The following is a 16,154-nucleotide window of genomic DNA, read 5'->3' as shown; positions in this document are numbered from 1 at the left end:
TCCGGGTCGGCGTAGACGGCCACGCTCCCGATCCCGGCGTCCCGGCAGGCCCGGGCAACGCGAACAGCGATTTCGCCACGGTTGGCGATGAGCACCTTGCGGACCCCGCCGGCCCGAGCCCTCATGACCCGAACCTCCAGGAAGCCGCGGGAGCCCGGTACCCGCGACCGCCCCGGCTCCAGCCGGCCTCCCGCAGCGCCGGCTTCGGCCGGTCGGCGCCAGAGGCGTGCCCGTGCTGCCCGCAGACCGACAGCAGCACCGCAAGCACCGCTGCCACCTCCTCCTCGCTGGGATTTCCCCGCACGACTTTCACAGCGCTCATCTCTTCGCCCTCGCCCTCGTCCTCAGGCCGGAAGGTTGCCGTGCTTGCGCGACGGCAGGTCGGCGTGTTTCGTCCGCAGCATGGCCAGGGAGCGGATCAGCACCAGCCGGGTGTCCCGCGGGTCGATCACGTCGTCGACGAGACCGCGTTCGGCGGCGTAGTACGGGTGCATGAGTTCCGCCTTGTACGTCTCGATCATCCGGTCGCGCATCGCGTCGGGGTCGTCGGCGTCGTTGATCTCCCGGCGGAAGATCACGTTGGCGGCTCCCTCGGCGCCCATGACGGCGATCTCGTTCGACGGCCATGCCAGGGCCACGTCGGTGCCGATGGAACGGGAGTCCATGACGATGTACGCCCCGCCGTAGGCCTTGCGTACGACCAGTGAGACACGGGGGACGGTGGCGTTGCAGTACGCGTAGAGCAGTTTGGCGCCGTGCCGGATGATGCCGCCGTGTTCCTGGTCGATGCCCGGCAGGAAGCCGGGGACGTCCACCAGGGTCACCAGGGGGATGTTGAACGAGTCGCACGTGGAGACGAAGCGGGCTGCCTTCTCGCTGGCATGGATGTCGAGCACGCCGGCGAGGGAGGACGGCTGGTTGGCGACGACACCGACGACGTGTCCGTCCAGGCGCGCGAGTGCGCAGACGATGTTGGTGGCCCAGGCCGAGTGGACTTCGAAATACTCGCCGTCGTCGACCACCTCCTCGATCACGGTCCGCATGTCGTACGCCTGGTTGGGGTCCTGCGGGACCAGCTCCAGCAGCGCGTCGTTGGGCCGGTCGGCCGGGTCGGACGTCGGCTCCACCGGGGGGAGTTCACGGTTGTTGGCCGGGAGCAGCGACAGCAGGTACCGGACCTCCTCCAGGCAGCCCTCCTCGTCGTCGTAGGCGAACTGCGCCACGCCCGAGACGGAGGCGTGCACGTCGGCGCCGCCCAGGCCGTTCATCGTGACCGACTCTCCGGTCACCGTCTGCACCACGTCGGGTCCGGTGATGAACATCTGCGCGGTGTCGCGGACCATGAAGACGAAGTCGGTCAGGGCCGGGGAGTAGGCGGCGCCACCCGCGCAGGGGCCGAGCATGACGCTGATCTGCGGAATGACACCGGAATTGCGCGTGTTGCGGCGGAAGATGCCGCCGTATCCGGCGAGTGCGGTGACCCCCTCCTGGATGCGGGCGCCGGCGCCGTCGTTGAGGCTGACGAGCGGCGCCCCGGACGCCTGGGCGAGGTCCATCAGCTTGTGGATCTTGGCGGCGTGGGCTTCTCCGAGGGCGCCGCCGAACACGCGGAAGTCATGGGCGTAGACGAACACGGTGCGTCCGTGCACGGTGCCCCAGCCGGTGACGACTCCGTCGGAGGGGTGGCGTCTGTGCTCCAGTCCGAAGCCGACCGCCCGGTGGCGGCGCAGGGACTCGATCTCCTGGAAGGATCCTTTGTCCAGCAGGAGTTCGATCCGCTCGTGTGCGGTCAGCTTCCCGCGGGCGTGCTGCCGCTCGGTGGCATGGGGATCGGGGCCCTGCCGGGCGGCCTGCTTGCGGGAGTGCAGTTCGACGAGACGCTCCTGGGTCGTCAAGTCCTCCTCCTTCTTGGCGTGTTGCGCAGGTATGGTCTGACGGCTCATGCAGTGGCTTTGGCGAGCAGGCGCTCGGCGCGTGCCCAGTCGGCGGACCTCGTCCCGCTCGCCGCCACATAGCCGTCGGGCCGCAGAAGCACGAAACCGTGACCGCCTTGATCGAGGTGACGGTGCCCGACCAGGTCTGGCCGCTGCGCGGCGAGGGCCACACCGCGCAGCTTCGCTCCGCGGTTTCCGCGGGTCACCAACCGGTATCGGTGTTCGGCGAGGGGTGAGGCGGACCAGTGCGGCGAGCGGGTGCCCGCGCGGGGCAGTCCACGTACGCGGCGGCCGTCGGTCGAGTAACGGACCGGCCAGCCGGCCAGCAGGGGCGCGAACCAGCGGCGCAGCACGCCCAGGGACTCCAGCGTGCCCCAGGCGGTGTTGCGTACGCGTGCGGCGCCGGGTCCCAGCGTGAACACGCGCAGGAACTGGTGGGTGTTCCGGACGATCTGCTCGGCCGCGTGACGTCGCTCGGGGCCGTAGCTGTCGAGGAGGGCGGGGGCGAACGTGCCTTCGACGACTCCGGCCAGTTTCCACACCAGGTTGTGCGCGTCCTGGAAACCGAGGTTGAGCCCCTGGCCGCCCAGCGGGGAGTGCGTGTGCGCGGCGTCCCCCGTCAGGAAGACGCGGCCTTCCCGGAACCGGGCGGCGATTCGTTCCTGGCTGCTGAACGCGTTGACCATGTCGAGGGCGGCGACGCGCAGCCCACCGGGACCGCGTTCGTCCAGGATCTGCTGCACCCCTGCCGCGGTGAGCGGGTGACCGGGCGGGACCGCCCCGGATACGCGCACCCGGCTGCCCGGGAGCGAGGCGAACACCACCGACCCGGACAGACCCAGGAAGTAGTGCACCGCGTCGTCGGCTGGGCGTCCGTCGATCCTGCCCTCCGCCAGCAGGAAGTTGACCGGGACCGGGCTGCCGGGGAAGGGGATGCCGAGCTGCTCGCGGACTCTGCTGCGCACCCCGTCCGCGGCGATCAGCCAGTCCGCCTCGATGCGCTCCGTGCCGTCGGTCCCGTCTGCCTCGACGGCGACGAAATCGTCGAAGGGGACGGTTTTGGTGACCTCGACCCCGCGCTCCACCCGGCCGCCGAGCTGTTCGAGGCGACGCTCCAGCAGTTCGCAGGTGACCTCCTGAGGGAGCATCAACGGCTCGTTCAGCGTGCCGAGTTCGATGCGCAGGGTACGGCCTCCCGGCAGGTGGTACTCGTTGGCGTGGATCCTCAGGCCCCGCTGTTCGGCTTCCTCCAGGATGCCCAGCTCCCGGAAGATCCGCAGGGTCGGTGCGTGCAGCTGGACGGCGCGCGACCCGTGCTGCGGCACGTTCTGTGCCTCCAGGAGCCGTGCGTGGATGCCGCGCTGCCGCAGTGCGCAGGCCGCGGCGAGCCCGACTGGGCCGGCCCCGACGATCACCACTGTCGTCCTCTTCGTCATGTCGCTTCGGCCTCCGCTCGTTTCTGGTCGGTCACGCCGGTTCCCGGGTGGTGAGCGTGGCGAGCCACGTGGTGACCGCCTCGGCCGCCTCGGACGCGTGCTCCTCGATGACCGAGAAGTGGTCTCCGGGGACGGTCACGACCTCGTGCTGTGGCCGCCAGGACGCCCGGGACGCCCCGGTCTCCGTGCCCGGCAGGTGTTCGGCCGGGCGGACGAGCAGGGTCGGGGTCTTGACAGGGCTGGGCCGCCAGTCGTTCAGCAGCCGCAGGTAGCCGCCCATCGCGACCACCGGGGCGTCGTCGACCGGGCCCAGTTCACCCATCCTGTCGGCCATCCTCGCCATGAGCGCGGGGGTGGCGGCACGCAGCGCCTCGTCGTCGGGCGCGTAGGTGTCCAGCAGGACGAGTGCCTCCGGGAACACCCCCGAGGCCTCCAGCAGCCGGGCGGCCTCGTGGACGACCAGACCGCCGGAGGAGTAGCCGACGAGGACGAACGGCCCGCCGTCGGCCGCCAGGCGCACCGCCTGCGCCGAGGCCTCGGCCAGCGCGTCCGGTGTCGCGGGCAGCCGTTCCTCGTGCCGGAATCCGGGCAGCGCGAGGGCGAGCACGTCCCGTTGGCCGGCGAAGGCCCCGGCGAACCGGGCGTACTGGTGCGGCCCCGAGGTGGCGAGCACCGTCGGGAAGCAGAGCAGCCTCGGCCAGGCCGGGCCCGTGGCGAGGCGAACCGGCCGTGGCAGGTCGTCCGGGCCCGGCACGGTGAACGTGGCCCGGCGCGCCGCGGCCTCGGCCAGCCGGTTCAGGGCGGCCTGACCGTCGCCGCCCGCGAACGCCGCGGTGACCGCGGTGGCGAGATCGGGCGTGGCGGTCTCGTCCGGAGATCCGCCGGCGAGCTCCGCATTCAGATGAAGGGCGAGTGCCTCGGGGGAGCGGTGATCCAGGATCACCCGGGCCGACAGCTGGAGTCCGGTCGCCGTGTTGAGCCGGTTCCGCAGGGCGACGGCCGTCACCGAGTCCATGCCCAGCTCCAGGAAGTCGCGCTGGGCCGCCACGGCGCCGGGACCGGTGTGCCCGAGGACCGCGGCGACCTCCGCCCGGACCAGGTCCAGCAGCACCGCGCGCCGCTGGGCGGCAGGCAGTTGGGTCAGCCGGCCTGGCAGCCCCCGCGCCCCTCCCGCCGTCGTGACGGCGGACTCCGCGCGCGCCCGCCGGACCTGGGGGATCTCGGAGACCAGCGGACTGGGCCGGTCGCCGTCGAAGACACGCGTGAACCTGCCCCAGTCGACGTCCGCGAGCACGATCGACGCGGCGGGGAAGTCCAGAGCCCGCTCGAACGCGGCGGCAGCCGGTCCCGGGCGGAGCAAGGGCAGCCCGCGGCGGCCGAGCCGCTCCCGGCGGGACGCCTCCAGTTCCCTGGCCGCCCCGTCGGCGGGTTCCTCCCGCCACACGCCCCACGCCTGCGCCAGCCCCGGCAGGCCCAGCGAACGGCGGTGTGCGGCGAGCGCGTCCACGTGCGCGTTGGCGGCCGCGTGGGCGGCGAGGCCCAGGCCTCCGCCGAACGTGGCGGTCACCGAGGAGAACAGCACGAACGCCGAGAGGTCGGTCCCGGCGGTCAACTCGTGCAGGTTCTGGGCGCCCAGCACCCTGGTGCGCAGCAGCCGCTCCAGGTCCGGCACGGTCAGACCCCCCAGTGGGGTGTCCTCCAGCAGCCCGGCCGTGTGCACGACGCCGGTGAGCGGCGCGTCCTGTGGGACGCCGGCCAACACGCTGGAGAGTGCCTCCCGGTCCGCGACGTCGCACACGACGACCGTCACCTCGGCGCCCAATGCCGTCAGTTCGGCCTCGGCGGCGGTGATCAGAGCGCTGTCCGAGCCGGGCGGGGTGGTCAGTAGCAGCCGCGGACCCCCCGCTCCCGCCAGCAGCCGCGCGATGTGCGCGCCCGGACCGGTGAGACCCTCGGTGACGAGCCAGGTGCCCCGTTCGGCGGACAGGTCTCGCATGCCCGTGGGCGGCGAGGCCGGCACCAGCCGGCGCACGTACACGCCCGAGGACCGTACAGCGGCCTGGTTCTCGCCGCCGGGTGTCGAGACGAGCGCGAGCAGGCGGGACAGCGCCCGTTCGTCCGGTTCCTCCGGCAGGTCCACCAGACCGCCCCAGGTCTGCGGCGTCTCGAGTGCCGCGACCTGACCCAGCCCCCACACTTGGGCCCGCTCGGGGGCCGTGACACGGTCGTCCGGAGCAGCCTGGACCGCGCCGCTCGTCACCGTCCACACGGGGGCCGCGACGTCGATGTCGGCCAGGGCCTGCAGGAGCAGAACCGTCCCCTCGAGTCCGGCGGACACCACGTCGTGCTCGCGGGGGGAGAGCGGCAGGAGGGACACGACGCCCGCCGGGGGCTCACCGTTGAGGGAGCGGACGGCCTCGCCGATGTGCCGCGCGAGTTCCGCACGACTCACCCCGGCCGCGACCGCGATGCCGACCGGAGTGGCGCCGGCGTCCGCCACCAGTGCGGCGAGACGGGATGCCACGTGGTCGGCCGCGGGATGCGCGGGCCGCACCACCAGCCAGGAGCCGGACAGAGCGGCCGCTTCGAGCGCGGCGGCGGCCCGCCACACCACCTGATGGCGCCAGGAGTCGACGGCGCCCAGTTCCTTGTGGTCCCGTCGCCACGACGAGAGCGCGGGCAGCAGTTCGGCGAGGGCCGACGTGTCCGTCAGACGCAGCGAGGCGGCGAGACCGGACAGATCCCCGCCCTCGACTGCGTCCCAGAACACGGACTCCGTCGTCTCGTCCAAGGCCGTGCCCCGGTCGGCCGGTTCGACCCAGAAACGCTGCCGCTGGAAGGGATAGGTGGGCAGTTCGACCGTGGCGCGCCCGGTGCCGGTCACTGCCCGCCAGTCGACCCGCAGACCCCGGACGTACGCCTCCGCCAACGAGGTAAGGAATTGCGGTGAGCCCCCCTTTCGACGCCGCAGCGTGCCGGTTACCAGCACATCGGCGCCCGTGTCCTCAAGGGTTTCCTCCATGCCGAGCACCAGCACGGGGTGCGCGCTCACCTCGACGAAGGCGTCGTGGCCGTCAGCGTGCAGTCGGCGCACGATGGGCTCGAAGTCGACCGGGCGGCGGCAGTTCTCGAACCAGTAGTCGGCCGTCAGCTCGTCGCCCCACAGCACCTCGCCCGTGGCGGTCGAGTACAGCGGCACCCGGCCCCTGCGAGGACGTACGAAGGACAGCAGTTCGGTGATACGGCCGCGCAGCCGGTCGACCTGCGGAGAGTGCGAGGCGACCGTCGCGGGCACGATCCGGGCCCGGATCCCGCCCTTGGTCAGCGTCGCCACCAGTTCCTCCAGCGGTTCGGGCTCCCCGGCCACGGTCACCAGACGGGGGCTGTTGACGCCCGCGATGCCCAGCCGACCCCCGTACGGAGCCAGGTACGCCTCGACCTCGTGCCGGGACAGCGCCACGGACGCCACCGCGCCCCGCCCCACCAGCTCGTCGGCGAACAACTGCGAGCGCAGCACCACGATCCGAGCCGCGTCCTGCAGCGTCAGAGCGCCGGACACGCAGGCGGCGGCGATCTCGCCCTGCGAGTGGCCGACCACCGCGTCGGGCTCCGCCCCGTGCTGTCGCCACAGTTCCGCGAGGGCCACCATCACCGAGAACAGCACGGGCTGCACGATCTCGATCCGCTCCAACGACGGGGCCCCCGGGCGTTCCCGCAGAACGTCCTCGACCGACCAGTCGACGTGCGCGCGGACGGCGGCGTCACACGCGCGCAGCCGCTCGGCGAACATCGGCGCCGAGTCCAGCAGGTCCACCGCCATGCCGGCCCACTGCGAGCCCTGCCCCGGGAACACGAACACGGTCTTCCCGCGGTCCTTCGCCATGCCCGTGATGAGCTGCGGGCCCGCGTCACCGCGGGACAGCGTCTCCAGACCGGTGGCCAGCTCGTCCGCGTCCGAGCCGAGGACCACCGCCCGCTGCTCCAGGACCGCGCGGGTCACCACCAGCGAGTGGCTCACGTCCGCCGGCGCGAGATCCGGGCGGGCTCGCACATGGGCGCGCAGCCGGGCCGCCTGGGCACGCAGGGCGGCCTCGCCACGGGCCGACAGCACGTACGGCACCACCGCCGGGTCCTGCGACGCGGATTCCCCGGACGGCTCGGCGGGCAGGCCCTGCTCCAGCACCACGTGGGCGTTGGTACCGCTCATCCCGAACGCGGAGACGGCCGCCCGGCGCACCGGGTTCCCCGACGGCCAGTCGCGCCGCCCGGTCAGCAGCTCGACGGCACCCGCGTCCCAGTCGACGAACGGTGAGGGCTCGTCGGCGTGCAGCGTGGGCGGCAGTACCCCGTGTTCCATCGCCTTGATCATTTTGATGACCCCGACGACCCCGGCCGCGGCCAGTGTGTGCCCGATGTTCGACTTCACCGAACCCAACAGCAGGGGCGGCCGTGTGCCGCGGCCCTGGCCGTAGGTCGCGAGCAGCGCCTGTGCCTCGATGGGGTCGCCCAGCCGGGTGCCGGTGCCGTGCGCCTCGACGGCGTCCACGTCCTCGGGCGCGAGGCCCGCCGAGGCGAGGGCGGCGCGGATGACGCGCTGCTGGGACGGTCCGCTGGGCGCGGTGAGGCCGTTGCTGGCGCCGTCCTGGTTGACGGCGCTGCCCCGCACCACGGCCAGGACCCGGTGGCCCTTGCGGCGCGCCTGCGAGAGACGTTCCACGACCAGCACACCCACGCCCTCGGCGAAGCCGGTTCCGTCGGCTCCGGCGCCGAAGGCCTTGCACCGTCCGTCGGGAGAGAAGCCGCGCTGCCGGCTGAAGTCCACGAACCCGGTGGGCGTGGCCATCACCGTGACCCCGCCGACCAGCGCCAGCGAGCACTCGTCGCGGCGCAGCGCCTGCACGGCCAGGTGCAGGGCCACCAGGGAGGAGGAGCAGGCGGAGTCGACCGTGACCGCCGGGCCTTCCAGGCCGAGCAGATACGACACCCGGCCCGACAGGACGCTGGCCGCGGACCCCGTCATCCGGTACGCCTCGATCTCCTCCGGCGCCGAGGCGAGCAGCACCTGGTAGTCGGAGGTGACGCAGCCCACGAACACGCCGGTGCCGGAACCGCGCAGGCCCGACGGATCGATCCTGGCGCGTTCCAGGGCCTCCCAGGACGCCTCCAGGAACAGCCGCTGCTGGGGGTCCATGGCCAGCGCCTCGCGCGGGGATATTCCGAAGAACTCCGCGTCGAACTCGGCAGCGTCGTAGAGGAATCCGCCCCGGCGGGTGTACGACTTGCCGGGCCGGTCCGGCTCGGGGTCGTACAGGCCGTCCACGTCCCAGCCGCGGTCGGTGGGGAACTCGGAGATCGCGTCGGTGCCGTCCGCCACCAGCGTCCACAGGTCCTCTGGGGAGCGGACCCCGCCGGGGAGGCGGCAGCTCATGCCGACAACGGCGATGGGCTCGGTCCACGACTCCTCGGCCTGCTTGAGCCGCTGCCGGGACTCGCTCAACTCGACCGTCACTCGCTTCAGGTAGTCCCGGAGTTTCTTTTCGCCAGACTCAGACATCGCGTTCCTCGCTGCATCAGGGGTGGGTGGCGTCCGGACGGGTCAGGACGAGCCGAGTTCGGAGTCGATGAGGTCGAACAGGTCGTCGCCGTCCGCGTCGTCCAGCCGGTCCGCCAGGTCGTCGCCGTCCGTGCCGGGTGTCGTCGCGACGTCCAGTCGCAACAACAGCTCCTTCAGCCGGACGGCCGCCCGCTCCCGCACACCCGCGTCGTCGGTGCCCGCCAAGGCCGCCCCGATCCGGTCGAGTTCACCGTCCACGTCGACATCGTCCGGCCGGCTCAGTTCCTCCGACAGGTGCGCCGCGAGCGCCGTCGGCGTCGGGTGGTCGAACACGAGCGTTGCAGGCAGTGCCAGGCCGGTCACCAGGGCCAGCCGGTTGCGCAGGGTCACCGCGGCCAGCGAGTCGAAGCCCAGGTCCTTGAGCTGCCGACGGGGCTCGACGGCGTCCTTGCCGCCGTACTGGAGCACCGCGGCGATCTCGGTGCGCACCAGGTCCAGCACCCTGTACACCTGGTCGCGGGGGGAGAGCGAGGCCAGGACGGTGGTCAGGTCCTCGGCCGGTTCCGCTGCGACCGCGGGCTCCTCCTCGTGCCCGGGCGTGGCCGCCGGCGCGCTGTGCCGCCGCCGCCACGCCGACAGCATCGGCATCACCTCTCCCAGAACCTGCTCGTGCGCGCCGAGTTCAGCCGCGAGCGATTGCAGGTCCTCCTGCTCGACCGCCGCCCAGAACCGGGCCTCCACCGACCCCACCGCCGGTGCGGGGGAGGCCGGGTCCGCCTCCATCCAGTAGCGGCGACGCTGGAACGGATACGTCGGGAGTGCCACCGCACGGGGGACCGAACCGGCGTACACCGCCCGCCAGTCGACGTCCGCGCCCCGCACGTGGGCGGTGGCGACAGCGGCGGTGAACGTCTCGGTCTGCGACCGGCCGCGGCGCAGTGACGGCACCAGCGTGACCGCCTCCGGACGTTCGGCCAGCGACTCCTGCCCCAGCGCCGTCAGCACGGCGTCCGGGCCCAGTTCCACGAACGTCGTCACACCGGCGTCGACGAGCGCGGTGAACCCGTCGTGGAAGCGGACCGCTTCCCGTACGTGGCGTACCCAGTAGTCCGGGGAGGTCAGTTCACCCGGCTCGGCGAGGCGGCCGTACAGGTTCGACACCACCGGGATCTGCGGTTCGCGCAGGGACAGCCCGGCGACAACCGAGCGGAACTCTTCCAGCATCGGCTCCATGAGGGGGGAGTGGAACGCATGGCTGACCCGTAGCCGGCGCGTCTTGACACCGCGCGCAGTCAGTTCGTCCTCGACGGCCGTGACGGCGGCCTCAGTGCCCGAGACCACCGTGGAGGCGGGCCCGTTCACGGCGGCGATGCCCACCTCGTGCTCCCGGCCGGCCAGCAGGGGCACAACCTCCTGCTCCCCGGCGAGCGCGGAGAGCATCGCGCCGCCGGGCGGCAGCGCCTGCATGAGCCTGCCGCGGGCCGCCACCAGAGAGCATGCGTCGGCCAGCGACAGCACACCGGCCACGTGCGCGGCCACCACCTCACCGATCGAGTGCCCCATCAGGTGCCCGGGGCGCAGCCCCCACGACTCGGCGAGCCGGTACAGCGCCACCTCCGTCGCGAACAGGGCGGTCTGTGTGTACAGCGTCCGGTCGAGCAGCCCGGCTTCCGCCGATCCGTCCGCGGCGAAGACCACCTCCGGCAGAGGCCGTTCCAGGTGGCGCTCGAAAGCGGCCCAGACCGTGTCGAGCGACTCGGCGAAGACGGGATACGCCTCGTAGAGTTCACGGCCCATGCCGGGACGTTGGCTGCCCTGGCCGCTGAACAGGAACGCCGGAGCGCCCCCCGCATCGCTCTCCTCGCGCGGACCGCGTACCAGGGCGGGTACGGATCCGCCGTTCGCGAGCGCCTCCAAGCCCCGGCGCAGTCCGTCCTCGTCCACCGCGGCGACCACCGCGCGGACGTCCAGCCGCGCCCGTGTGGTGGCCAGCGAGAAGCCGAGGTCGTGGCCGGACACCGTATCCAGCAGCCCCGCCAGCCGCTCCGCCTGTGCGGCCAGCGCCGAGGCGGAGCGCGCCGACAGCGGCAGGACCGTCACCGGCGGCGGGCCGGTCACCGGATCGAGTGCGGGGTCCTCGGCGGGGGGTGCCTGCTCGAGGATGACGTGGGCGTTGGTGCCGCTGATGCCGAAGGAGGAGACGGCGGCCCGGCGGGGGCGGCCGGTCTCCGGCCAGTCCCGTGGACCGTCGAGCAGCCGGACCGCACCCTCCTCCCAGTCCACGAGCGGGGAGGGTTCGTCGGCGTGGAGGGTGCGCGGGAGCACCCCGTGGTGCATGGCTTTGACCATTTTGATGACGCCGGCGGCCCCCGCGGCGGCCTGGGTGTGGCCGATGTTGGACTTGAGCGAGCCGAGCCAGAGCGGTTGCCGGTCGGTGTGGGCCCGGCCGTAGGTGGCGAGCAGGGCCTGTGCCTCGATGGGGTCGCCGAGGCGGGTGCCGGTGCCGTGGGCCTCGACGGCGTCCACGTCCGCAGCGCCGAGGCCGGCGTTGTCCAGGGCCGTACGGATGACGCGCTGTTGGGAGGGGCCGTTGGGCGCGGTCAGGCCGTTGCTGGCGCCGTCCTGGTTGACGGCGCTGCCCCGCACGACCGCGAGGACGGTGTGCCCGTGGCGGCGGGCGTCGGAGAGCTTCTCCAGCACCAGGACCGCTGCGCCCTCGGACCAACCGGTGCCGTCGGCGGACGCGGCGAAGGGCTTGCAGCGGCCGTCCGGAGCCAGCCCGCGCTGCCGGCTGAACTCGACGAACGTGCTCGGTGTCGACATGACGGTGACACCACCGGCGAGGGCGAGGGAGCACTCGCCCGCGCGCAGGGCCTGGGCGGCCATGTGCAGGGCCACCAGCGACGACGAGCAGGCCGTGTCGACGGTGACCGCGGGACCCTCGAAACCGAACGTGTAGGCCACCCGGCCGGTGTGCACACTGCCCGTGTTGCCGGTGCCCACATAGCCCTCGACATCGCCGGGCACCGCCGCCAGGCGGCTCGCGTAGTCGTGGTACATCACGCCCGCGTAGACGCCGGTGTCGCTGCCGCGCAGGCTCGTCGGGTCGATGCCCGCCTGCTCGAGGGCCTCCCAGGAGGTCTCCAGGAGCAGCCGCTGCTGAGGGTCCATGGCGAGCGCCTCGCGCGGAGAGATCCCGAAGAACTCCGCGTCGAACTCCGCCGCCTCGTGCAGGAATCCGCCCTCGCGGACGTACGAGGTTCCCGGGTGGTCCGGGTCCGGGTCGAAGAGACCTTCCAGGTCCCAGCCGCGGTCGGTGGGGAATCCGGAGATCGCGTCGCCTCCCTCGGCGACCAGCTCCCACAGCGCGTCCGGCGAGTCGATCCCGCCGGGGAAGCGGCCGCTCATGCCGACGATCACCACCGAGTCGTCCGATACCGCGGCCCGGGAAACGGCAGGAGCCGTCACCTCCCCGGGGCCCCCGCCGCCCACTTCCTCCACCAGCAGCCGGGCCACGTCCGCCGGCGTCGGATGGTCGAACACCAGCGTGGCGGGCAGACGGAGTCCGGTCGCCCTGTTGAGGCGGTTGCGCAGTTCGACCGCGGTGAGCGAGTCGATGCCGAGCTCACGGAAGCCGCGGCGCGGATCCACCCCGCTCGGGCCCACGTAGTTGAGCGCGGCGGCGACCTCCGCCCGCACGAGGTCCAGGAGGAACGGCTCGCGCTGCCCCTCCTCCAGAGCGGCCACCTGCTGGGCGAGCGTACCGGCGGAGCCGCCGCTCCCGGACTGCGCGGTACGGCGGGCCGCCGTACGGACCAGCCCGCGCAGGACGGAGGGTACCTCGCCGCCCCGGGCCCGCAGACCGGCCGTGTCGAGCGCCACCGGCAGGACGGCGGGCACTGCGAGTGCGAGGGCCGTGTCGAACAGCTCCAGGCCCCGGGCCGGTTCCAGCGTTTTGATGCCGGTGCGGGCGAGACGCGCGAGGTCGGTCTCGCTGAGGGTCGCGGCCATCCCGTCGTCGGCCCAGGCACCCCAACCCAGCGACACTGCGGGCAGACCCTCGGCCCTGCGGCGTTGCGCCAGCGCGTCGAGGCAGGCGTTGGCAGCCGCGTAACCGGCCTGCCCCGCCGTGCCGTACGTACCGGCGACCGAGGAGAAGAGGGCGAAGACCGTCAACTCCGCGCCCCGTGTTGCCGCGTCGAGGTTGTGGGCCGCGTCCACCTTGGGACGCAGGACGGCGGAGACGCGGTCCGGGGTCAGCGAGGTGAACACCCCGTCGTCCAGGACACCGGCCGCGTGGACGACGCCGGTGAGCGGACGGTCGGCGGGGATGCCGGCCAGCACCTCGTCCAGGGCTTTGCGGTCTGCCACGTCGCAGGCGGCGAAGACGACCTCGGCACCCAGGCCGGTCAGCTGCCGCTCCAGTTCCGCGGCGCCGTCCGCGCTCCGACCCCGTCGGCTGATCAGCAGCAGCCGGCGCACTCCGTGTTCGGTGACGAGATGACGGGCGAAGAGCCCGCCGAGCGCACCCGTGGCGCCGGTGAGCAGCACCGTCCCCTCCGGGGCGAAGGGCGACGGCCGAGACTCCGGTGCGTCGGCCCTGGCCAGACGTGGCGCGAAGTACCGCCCGTCCCGCACCGCGAGTTGTGGTTCCCCCGCGACCGGCCGGACCGCGCCGGCGGCCTCGCCGAGCAGGTCCACGAGCACGATCCGGTCCGGGTTTTCCGTCTGTGCCGAGCGCAGCAGCCCCCAGACGGCGGCGCCCGCCGGGTCGGGGGCCTCGCCGGCGACCGAGACCGCCCCCCGCGTGCTGACCACCAGTCGTTCGTCCTCGGGCCGCTCCTCGGCGAGCCAGTCCTGCACCCGGCCGAGGACCAGGTGCACGGTGTCGTGCACCGGGCCGCCGGCGGGGACCTCGACGACGCTGTCCACGTGCCCGTCGGCATCGGCCGTCACGGGCACCCACTCCAGGCGGAACAGGGAGTCGTTCCCGGCCGATGAGCGGAGGGCGTCACGCACCTGCGTCCCGGAGACCGTGCGCAGGTCCAGCGCGGCCACCTCCGCCACCGGTCGTCCGGCGCCGTCCCACACCGAGATGGACACCGTCTCGGGGCCGACCCGGGTCAGCCGTACCCGGGCGGTCGCCGCACCGGTCGCGTACAGCCGTACACCGCTCCATGAGAACGGCAGCCGCGGATCCGGCGACTCCTCCAGGGCACCCAGCTCGAGAGCGTGCAGCGCCGCGTCCAGCAGTGCCGGGTGCAGGCCGAACTTGCCTGCCTCGACGGCCTGTTCCTGCGCCAACGCGACCTCGGCGAAGACGATGTCCCCGTGGCGCCACACCTGACGCAGGCCCTGGAAGGACGGGCCGTAGTCCAGGCCCTTCGCGGCGAGCGTTCCGTACCAGCCGTCCAGGCCGACAGGCCGGGCGTCCCGCGGCGGCCAGAGAGCCGGGCAGTCGTCGGGCGGCACGGCCCCGGTGTCGTCGCGCGTCATGGCTCCCGTGGCGTGCCGGGTCCACACGCCCTCGGACGTGTCGCCCGCGGGACGTGAGTGGACACCGAGCGCGCTGCGCCCGGATTCGTCCGGAGCCGCGACCGACACCTGAACGTGCACGGCGCCCTTCGAGGGCAGGCGCAGCGGCGACTCCAGCGTCAGTTCCTCCAGCACCTCGCAGCCCACGAGGTCGCCCGCCCGCAGGGCGAGTTCGACCAGGGCGGTGCCCGGCAGGAGGGCCGTGCCCAGCAGGGCGTGGTCGGCCAGCCAGGAGTGGTCGTCGAGGGACAGCCGTGTCGTGAGCACCAGGGAGTCGGAGTCGGCGAGCGAGACCGCCGCACCGAGCAGTGGATGGCCGGCGGGACCGAGCCCGAGACCGGCGGCGTCCGCGTCGGCGCTGCGCGAGTCCCGGTGGTTCAGCCAGTAGCGCCGATGCTGGAAGGGGTACGTCGGCAGCTCGATGTGCCGGGCTGAACGACCACGGAAGACCGACGGCCAGTCGAGGGCACTCCCGCGGACCCAGAGCTGCGCCAGCGCGGTCGTCAGGGCTTCGGGTTCCGGGCGGTTTTTGTGGAGGGTGGTGATGAACTCGGGTTCGGTGTCGGTGTTCTGGGGGACGCAGGTGCGGCCCATGGTGGTGAGGATGTTGTCGGGGCCGAGTTCGAGGTAGGTGGTGACGTCGTGTTCGTGGAGGGTGGTGATGGCGTCGTGGAAGCGGACGGTCTCGCGGACGTGGCGTACCCAGTAGTCGGGTGAGGTGAGTTGTTCGGTGGTGGCGAGGGTGCCGGTGACGTTGGAGACGACCGGGATGCGTGGGGGGTTGTAGGTCAGGCCGGTGGCGATGGACCGGAACTCCTCCAGCATCGGGTCCATGAGGGGGGAGTGGAAGGCGTGACTGACCCGCAGCCGACGCGTTTTGACGCCCAGTCCGGTCAGCGTGGCGTCGAGGTCCGCCACCGCCTTCTCGGTGCCGGAGATCACCGTGGAGGCGGGTCCGTTGACGGCGGCGATCGCGATTTCGTGTTCGCGTCCGGCGAGCCGCTCCGTGATCTGCTGTTCGGGGGCGAGTACGGAGAGCATGGCTCCGCCTGCCGGGAGGGCCTGCATGAGTCTGGCGCGGGCGGCCACGAGGGTGCAGGCGTCCTCCAGGGACAGCACGCCGGCCACGTGCGCGGCGGTCAGCTCGCCGATGGAGTGCCCGGCCACGAACTTGGGCCGTGGTCCGAGGTGTTCGACGAGCCGGAACAGTGCGACCTCCAGCGCGAACAGCGCTGTCTGGGTGTAGAGGGTCTGGTGCAGCAGTTCAGCGTCGTCGGTGAACATCACCTCGCGCAGGGAGCGGCCCAGGTGGGCGTCGAGGTGGCCGCAGACCTCGTCGAGGGCGGCGGCGAAAACGGGATGCGTCTCGTGGAGTCCGCGGCCCATGCCGGGGCGCTGGCTGCCCTGCCCGGTGAACAGGAACGCCGTGTCGCCGCCGGCAGGTGTTCCTCGCACCACGCGGGGGTCTGTCCCGTCTTCGGCCAGCATGCTCAGCCCGGCTCGCAGGGTGTCGGAGCCGTCGGCGAGCAGCACGGCCCGCTCCTCGAGTGCCGTGCGGTGGGTGGCGAGGGAGAGTCCGAGTTCCGGGAGGTCGAGGTGTTCGGGGTGGTCGGTGTGTTGGAGGTGGGTGGTGAGTCGGTGTGCCTGGGCGCGCAGGGCGTCGGGGGTGCGGGCGGAGAGCGGTATGAGTACGGG

General features: G+C 72.8%; 6 protein-coding genes. All 6 read right to left on the bottom strand.

All coding sequences use genetic code 11. From position 1 onward, the window contains the following. The coding region (locus tag ACZ7OY_RS44240; RefSeq protein WP_472251160.1) for a biotin carboxylase N-terminal domain-containing protein at window positions 1–125 on the bottom strand (125 nt) is incomplete at its 3' end. Beyond that, window positions 122–322, bottom strand: coding sequence for an acyl-CoA carboxylase subunit epsilon (locus ACZ7OY_RS44235; RefSeq protein ID WP_472251159.1), 201 nt, complete (start codon window positions 320–322; stop codon window positions 122–124). The genes ACZ7OY_RS44235 and ACZ7OY_RS44240, both read right to left, overlap by 4 nt. A gap of 22 nt (window positions 323–344) precedes the next feature. After that, on the bottom strand, window positions 345–1,943 hold the full coding sequence (locus tag ACZ7OY_RS44230) for an acyl-CoA carboxylase subunit beta (protein ID WP_472251158.1): 1,599 nt from the start codon (window positions 1,941–1,943) through the stop codon (window positions 345–347). Then, a complete protein-coding gene (locus tag ACZ7OY_RS44225) occupies window positions 1,940–3,370 on the bottom strand; it encodes an FAD-dependent monooxygenase (protein WP_472251157.1) in 1,431 nt (476 codons plus the stop codon). The genes ACZ7OY_RS44230 and ACZ7OY_RS44225 overlap by 4 nt, the downstream gene beginning before the upstream one ends. Window positions 3,371–3,401: 31 nt before the next feature. Beyond that, window positions 3,402–8,924, bottom strand: a complete 5,523-nt coding sequence (locus ACZ7OY_RS44220; protein ID WP_472251156.1) for a type I polyketide synthase — start codon at window positions 8,922–8,924, stop codon at window positions 3,402–3,404. A gap of 42 nt (window positions 8,925–8,966) precedes the next feature. Continuing rightward, window positions 8,967–16,154 (bottom strand): SDR family NAD(P)-dependent oxidoreductase (locus ACZ7OY_RS44215; RefSeq protein WP_472251155.1); only part of this gene is annotated, 7,188 nt, incomplete at its 5' end.

The organism is Streptomyces sp. NPDC107559, assembly GCF_055657365.1.
Note: the sequence above shows the minus strand (reverse complement) of the source record. Positions and strands in the feature narration are given on the sequence as shown.